Source organism: Chamaesiphon sp. OTE_20_metabat_361 (assembly GCF_031364565.1).
The window spans coordinates 1-5,912 of record NZ_JANLWO010000482.1 but is presented as its reverse complement, the minus strand read 5'-3'; the positions used below and the strand labels follow the sequence as shown (position 1 = coordinate 5,912).

Genomic DNA, 5,912 nt, shown 5'->3' with positions numbered 1-5,912 from the left:
GTTGACGGAAGTGGGCTTATTCGATCTCGGTTTCGATCTGTATGGTTGGGAAGATTTGGAATTGGGCGTTCGGCTCAAGAACCAGGGGATTAAAATGGTCAAATGTCCCGCCGCCGTCGGCTATCATTGGCATCCGGCTTTTTCACTCGATCGCATTCCCCGGCTGATCGAACAAGAAATCGAACGCGGTAAAATGGGTGTGGTTTTTTACAAAAAGCATCCCACCCTCGATGTGAAAATCATGATTCAGATGACCGTTTTTCACCGAATCTTATGGAATATTTTATCCCTCGGCGGCGCACTCAACGAACGCACGATGAAGCCCTTATTAAAGTGGTCGATCGAGCTGGGCAATCCCCAATTAGCCGAACAATTTGCCCGCATTTTTCTCAATCAATATAGTGTTCAAGAAGTCCATCGCGCTTATCAAGCTAGTCTTAGATCGGTTGAATGATTTACTTAGCGATCGACTCACATTTTGGATTCTTAATGGCTCATGGCTGGCTCTCCAGCAGTTATGGTGATAAGTAAGACTTATTAAAGGGGGGAAAGGGTAAAGGGTAAAGGGATAGAATATACCATCAATTGACATGTAATTCTATTTCCCCCAAAATAGCAGGAGAGCCTCTCAAGCTAATGACTAAACAAGCTCGACAAATAATTTTATTACTTTGGATTGGGACGACTTCATTACTGGATTTTGCGATCGCCGGATTTGCATTCTCGCTGATTGCTTGTCTAAATTGTGCGACCTATGGAATAGCCGATGGCGAATCTACAGTACCGATTTATACGATCGTCATCAACCAAGTTAGCATCTCGCTATTAATGTTATTAGTAGGGATTGTCTGGTCGGGTTTAGTATTACTTGCAACCGAGCGATTGTTAGTCTTTTTAAAGTTCCCGACGCCGGGAAATCGGAAGTTTAGTAAGCTAAGTCTCGGCTTACTTAAATTTTCCCTAATCGTCACCGTTTTAGCATTAATACTGGGTAATATTTACCTCATTTACACGCGAATTCAGGGAGAGAGTATTTGATTGCTGGATTGCGAACTACTGTTGACCCTCATTGGCGACGTGGTTTAAGCTACCTCAATTTAGAGTGTCAGGCAGTCAGCTCGTCGAGATGGCTGTAAGGCATAATAGAATCAATTATCCGCTAGTTTGGATACATCAGGCTTATCTTAAATTATGACGCTCCAAGACTTAGAATCCCAATTGCTCGCCCTGACACCCGCCGAAAAAGAGCATATCATCCAACTATTGACGCAGAGCTTGGTGAGTACCCAGCCAGAAATTGCCAAACCGCTAGAAATTAGCAGCGGTGAAGCTTACATTGCAAATACCCAGATTGCCATCTGGGAGCTTGTCAATGCCCAGGATCTCGGCTGTAGTGACACAGACCTCCTTCAGATGTATCCCCAGCTTACCCAGAGCGATCTAGACACCGCCTGGGAGTATTTAGACACTCATCCCGATGAGATTAGACTGGCTTTACAAGCGATCGATGAGTGATCTCTAGTTTTTAAAAACAGAGCGCCGTAATATATGGGCAAACGAGAAAAACTCATAGAGCGATGTTGGTTATTTCAGAGTTCTCAACCACTGGCGAAACTGCTTCACTAAATTATTTTCACCGATCGAAGCTGATAAATTCAGAAATTGTAAAATATCTGCCGTTTTCAATTGTGGTAAAGCAAGGCTGCTGTCTCGGATGATATATTCACTCCCTCTCAGTCCATAAATAGCCAAAACTTGCCCATTATATCGCCAAATCTCTGGAACTTTGAGAGCGGCATAAATTGAGAACCTATCTAGAGAACTACTAGTAATATCGATTTCTACTGCCAAATCTGGTGGCGGTAGCTTTGCTAAGTCGATTTGCTCGACACCCCTCACCATTGCCTCGTTTTGGATGTAATAACACTGGTCTGGTTCTAGTCCTTTAGCGAGATCTTCTCGGCTACAAGTTAGCGAACCCAAACTGCGAATTTCCAGATCGAGTTCTTCTGTTGCTGTCTCGATTAGGCGACCGAGAATTTTTTTATAGGTTTCATGTGGCGCAAGCGGCATACGGATTTCGAGGGTACCACGATCGTAAGTCAGTCTCATCGCAGGTTCTCGCTCGAAATCGATGATGAGAGACTGATACGACTGCCAACTGATATTTTTTAGAACTACCCGATCGGGACTTTGGATGAGTGTTGCTGTCATAAATGCTCCCAAGATAAAGGGTCGCTATGGCTATTGTATCTGGAAATGTAGATCGCTCAAACCTTTGCAGATGACAAGATTTTAGCTGCGATCGAACTCACGATACTACCTCTTCATTTCCGCCGTGCAAGAAATTTCGATCGCGAGTGGTTCGATATGACATTAATTGTGGGAATACTATCTCCAGAGAGATTTAGCTCGATCGATCTGTTCATTTGGCATGTCTTAGCGATTTAGGCTCGATCGACACTCATCAGCAAGGGGTCGAAAGTAGATCGCTCGATTCATCTACCAATAATATTAGCCTGCTAATTTTGGTAATTCTCTCCTTAAACCTCGACAAAAATCTTTTTTGCATAACTAATATGGCAGATACTACTACCGCTACAGCACCTCTCGTTCCTATTGTTGTGACGACAGAGAAGATTATAAAAAATCCGTCACAACTCACTAATGTGGATGGAACACTTTATTTTGTTGGAGATGTCAGTGCTGGTAATAAAGGAACAGAGCTTTATAAACTAGATGTAAATGGACTGCCAGTGTTAGTTGCAGAAATTGACAAATCATACATTAGTTCAGGTATTGGATCGATTACCAATGTTAATGGCATCCTATATTTCACTGCTGATAGTGGTAACGGACTCTTTAGAATAGACCCGATTAGTGGCACACCTGTTCGCTTAGGTGACAGAATTGTTTCTGGCGCGAACAGATTCGTTACTCTAGGTGATAGTGACTACTTTTTAGCAACTAATGGCGACTATAGGTTGTGGAAAATAAATCGATCTTCTGGTGCTTTATCAAAAGTTACACCGAATGGATTACCTGCTGATTTTAGTTTTAGTATTGATGTTCCTAATACTGGAAATGGTTTTCGCTCACCAGCTAACATCGCAGTCTCTGGCAGCTATTTATATTTTAAAAGTAGTGAAAAAGTTTGGAAGTTTGACCCTATAACTAATAATGCATCACCAGTTATGGGTCCAAGTGGTTCATTTTATGTACCTAGTGAGTTTCATCAAGCAGGAGGCTCATTATTTTTTAAAACAGGTGATTTTACTCAAAAACTCTATAAAATAGATGCTGTCAGTGGTGAAGCTATTTCTATTATCGACGATCCCAAATTTGCATCTAACATATATCAAATAGATGCCAATAACTTTGTTGATGTTAATGGTACTCTATATTTTACAAGCAATCTGGGCAGTAAAATTTGGAAGCTAGATGTAACAATAGGTAAACCCATATTAGCTGGGACTATAGATGGCGTCGGAGGGATCAAGGCAGGAAATTCAATCGAGCCAAAACAATTCACAAATGTCAATGGAACATTATGTTTTTTATTTTATGATAGTAAAGGTTTAGCACAGATTTGGAAGCTCAACTCAGATGGTACTGTTGCAGCCGTTACAAATCTAGATCCCAATCCAACCTATGGACAAACTTTTATATCGAGTTTAAAAGCGATCGGAAATAAACTTTACTTCAATGCTGAGGATAAACAGTATGGAAGAGAGTTACGTATATTGGATATTCAAACTGGTAGTTTAACAACCCTAGACTTGAGTCCTGGGCTAGATGTTTCTGTTTCATCATCCGCAAGTTCATTGCTGACGTCTCAAGTAACTGATGTCAATGGTATCCCTTACTTCTCAAGCCGGGTTACTCCAAATGATGCTTCAAGCGAAGAAAGAATCTTTAAACTCTCTGCATCTGTAGCCCCAACACCGACACCAACACCCACCCCAACTCCAACCCCAACACCCACCCCCACACCAACCCCTGTCATCCCCCTCGTCACTGTCACCGCGATCGATAAATCAGCCTCAGAGATCGAAGTCAGTAAAGCCCAGAACCCTGGACAATTTGTCCTCACCCGCACCGGAGATACCACCGCAGCGCAAGATATTTTCTACCTGATGTCTGGTACCGCAGTCAACGGCGTTGACTACCAAAAACTCTCAAATAAAGTCACCTTTGCTGCTGGTCAAAAAACTGCGATCGTTGATATTAAGTCCATTGACGATAATATCTACGAAGGCGATGAAAGCATCTTATTGTCGATCGTACCTAACGATCCAAATGCTGGAGGTACTGGCGCAGCATTTAAAATTGCCAGCAATCTCAGCAATACAGATATTCTAAATAAGTTACTGGGTGTCACCACTGGATTGAGTAACATTACGCTCACGGCAACTGGAAATCGAGAAGCTTACGGCACATTTGATAATGCCCCATTTGACATCGGCGCGGGAATTGTCCTGAGTACTGGCAAAGTCACCGATCTCGTGGGTGTGAATAACGATACCGGGACAACCACTGATTTTGGCACCATAGATCCAGCAGGCGGATTTGACCCGCTCGCGCTCAAAATAGACTTCAATACTGATGCCACTGCCAGTCAAGTGTTCTTTCAGTATGTATTCGGCTCTGAAGAATTTACCGACTTTTCGGGAAGTGAATTTAACGACATTTTTACACTCACACTCAATGGTGTGAATTTAGCCAAACTCAGTGATGGCAAAACAGCAACCATCAATAACCTTACCCCATCAGCAACTCCTTCAACTTGGAATCCTGATTATATCGACAATCCGCTCGGCACGGGGCCACTGAGCAGTCAAGTTATCTTGGATGGATATACCAAGACGCTGACATTTGCGGGAACTTTGATTCCCAATGCCAAAAACACTCTCGAAATCAAAATTAAAGATATCAGCGATGGTGCTTTAGATTCCGCTGTATTTCTCAAAGGTGGTTCGCTTGGGGTTATCGATCCGTCTACAATCGCTAACACAATTACGATCGCTGACAACGATCTACCGCCAGTAATTAGTATCTCGGATGTCAGCATTAATGAAGGTAAAACTGGGACTAAGAATACCACCTTTACTGTGACATTGAGCAATCCTAGCAGCCGAGTCACTACAGTTGACTATGCCACTGCTGACGGTACGGGTACAGCCGGAAGCGATTACACCAAAGTCGATACTACAACGCTCTCATTTGCTCCTGGTGAGACTAGCAAAGAGATTAATATCGTTATTAACGGCGATCTTATCGACGCACCCGACAAAACTTTCAAAGTCAATCTTAGCAATCCGACTAATAGCACTCTCAGCACCAAAACAAGTGCAACTGGCACCATTTTAAATGATGATACTCCGATCTCTCTAGCTGTTAGCGACGCTAATGCTGCGGAAACTAAAGCTGGTGACACTCCAAATCCTGGGCGATTTGAGATCGCGCGAAGTGGCGATCTTAATAAGTCGCTGTCAGTGCAATATACGCTCTCAGGCACAGCTACTAATGGTATTGACTATCAGTCCTTGAATGGTACGAGTGTATTTGAGATCGGGGCAGACAAAGCATTTGTCGATATCAACCCGATCGATGACAAAATCTATGAAGTTGCCGAAACCTTTACACTGTCGATCTCTAGTGATGATTACCTGATTACTGGTGCAAATAGCGGCACGATCGCGATCGCGGATAACGATCCTGAGAAACCAACATTGCTCGCATCAGCCAAAAATCTATTAACGATCGATGGTGGCTCGGTCAATACGCTGCTCAAATTCACCAAATTGCCGCAGTCAAATAGCGATCTGGGCGAGATCTGCGCTTTTGTCGTCGATGACGATTTCGGGAGCATTAATGGGATTAAGCCGGGAGAAAATGGTTATGTAGCCGCC

General features: G+C 43.1%; 5 protein-coding genes. 4 read left to right on the top strand and 1 reads right to left on the bottom strand.

Translation table 11 applies throughout. The features are described 5' to 3' along the window. From RMO35_RS14075 to RMO35_RS14065, 3 genes are all read left to right on the top strand, one after another. The coding region (locus RMO35_RS14075; RefSeq protein WP_396135671.1) for a glycosyltransferase family 2 protein at nt 1–454 on the top strand (454 nt) is incomplete at its 5' end. Between the two features lie 182 nt (nt 455–636). After that, nucleotides 637–1,038 (top strand): hypothetical protein, encoded by a 402-nt coding sequence (locus RMO35_RS14070; protein ID WP_309741936.1) that lies wholly within the window; start codon nt 637–639, stop codon nt 1,036–1,038. Between the two features lie 153 nt (nt 1,039–1,191). Next, nucleotides 1,192–1,515 carry a DUF433 domain-containing protein gene (locus RMO35_RS14065; RefSeq protein WP_309741935.1) on the top strand — a complete coding sequence of 108 codons (324 nt, stop codon included), beginning with the start codon at nt 1,192–1,194 and terminating at the stop codon, nt 1,513–1,515. A 69-nt stretch (nt 1,516–1,584) separates the two neighbouring features. Here the strand turns inward: RMO35_RS14065 and RMO35_RS14060 are convergent, their stop codons facing one another. Beyond that, nucleotides 1,585–2,214, bottom strand: a complete 630-nt coding sequence (locus tag RMO35_RS14060) for a Uma2 family endonuclease (RefSeq protein WP_309741934.1) — start codon at nt 2,212–2,214, stop codon at nt 1,585–1,587. 365 nt (nt 2,215–2,579) lie between these two features. Here RMO35_RS14060 and RMO35_RS14055 point away from each other — a divergent pair. After that, nucleotides 2,580–5,912: choice-of-anchor L domain-containing protein (locus RMO35_RS14055; protein WP_309741932.1), on the top strand; the 3,333-nt coding region annotated here is incomplete at its 3' end.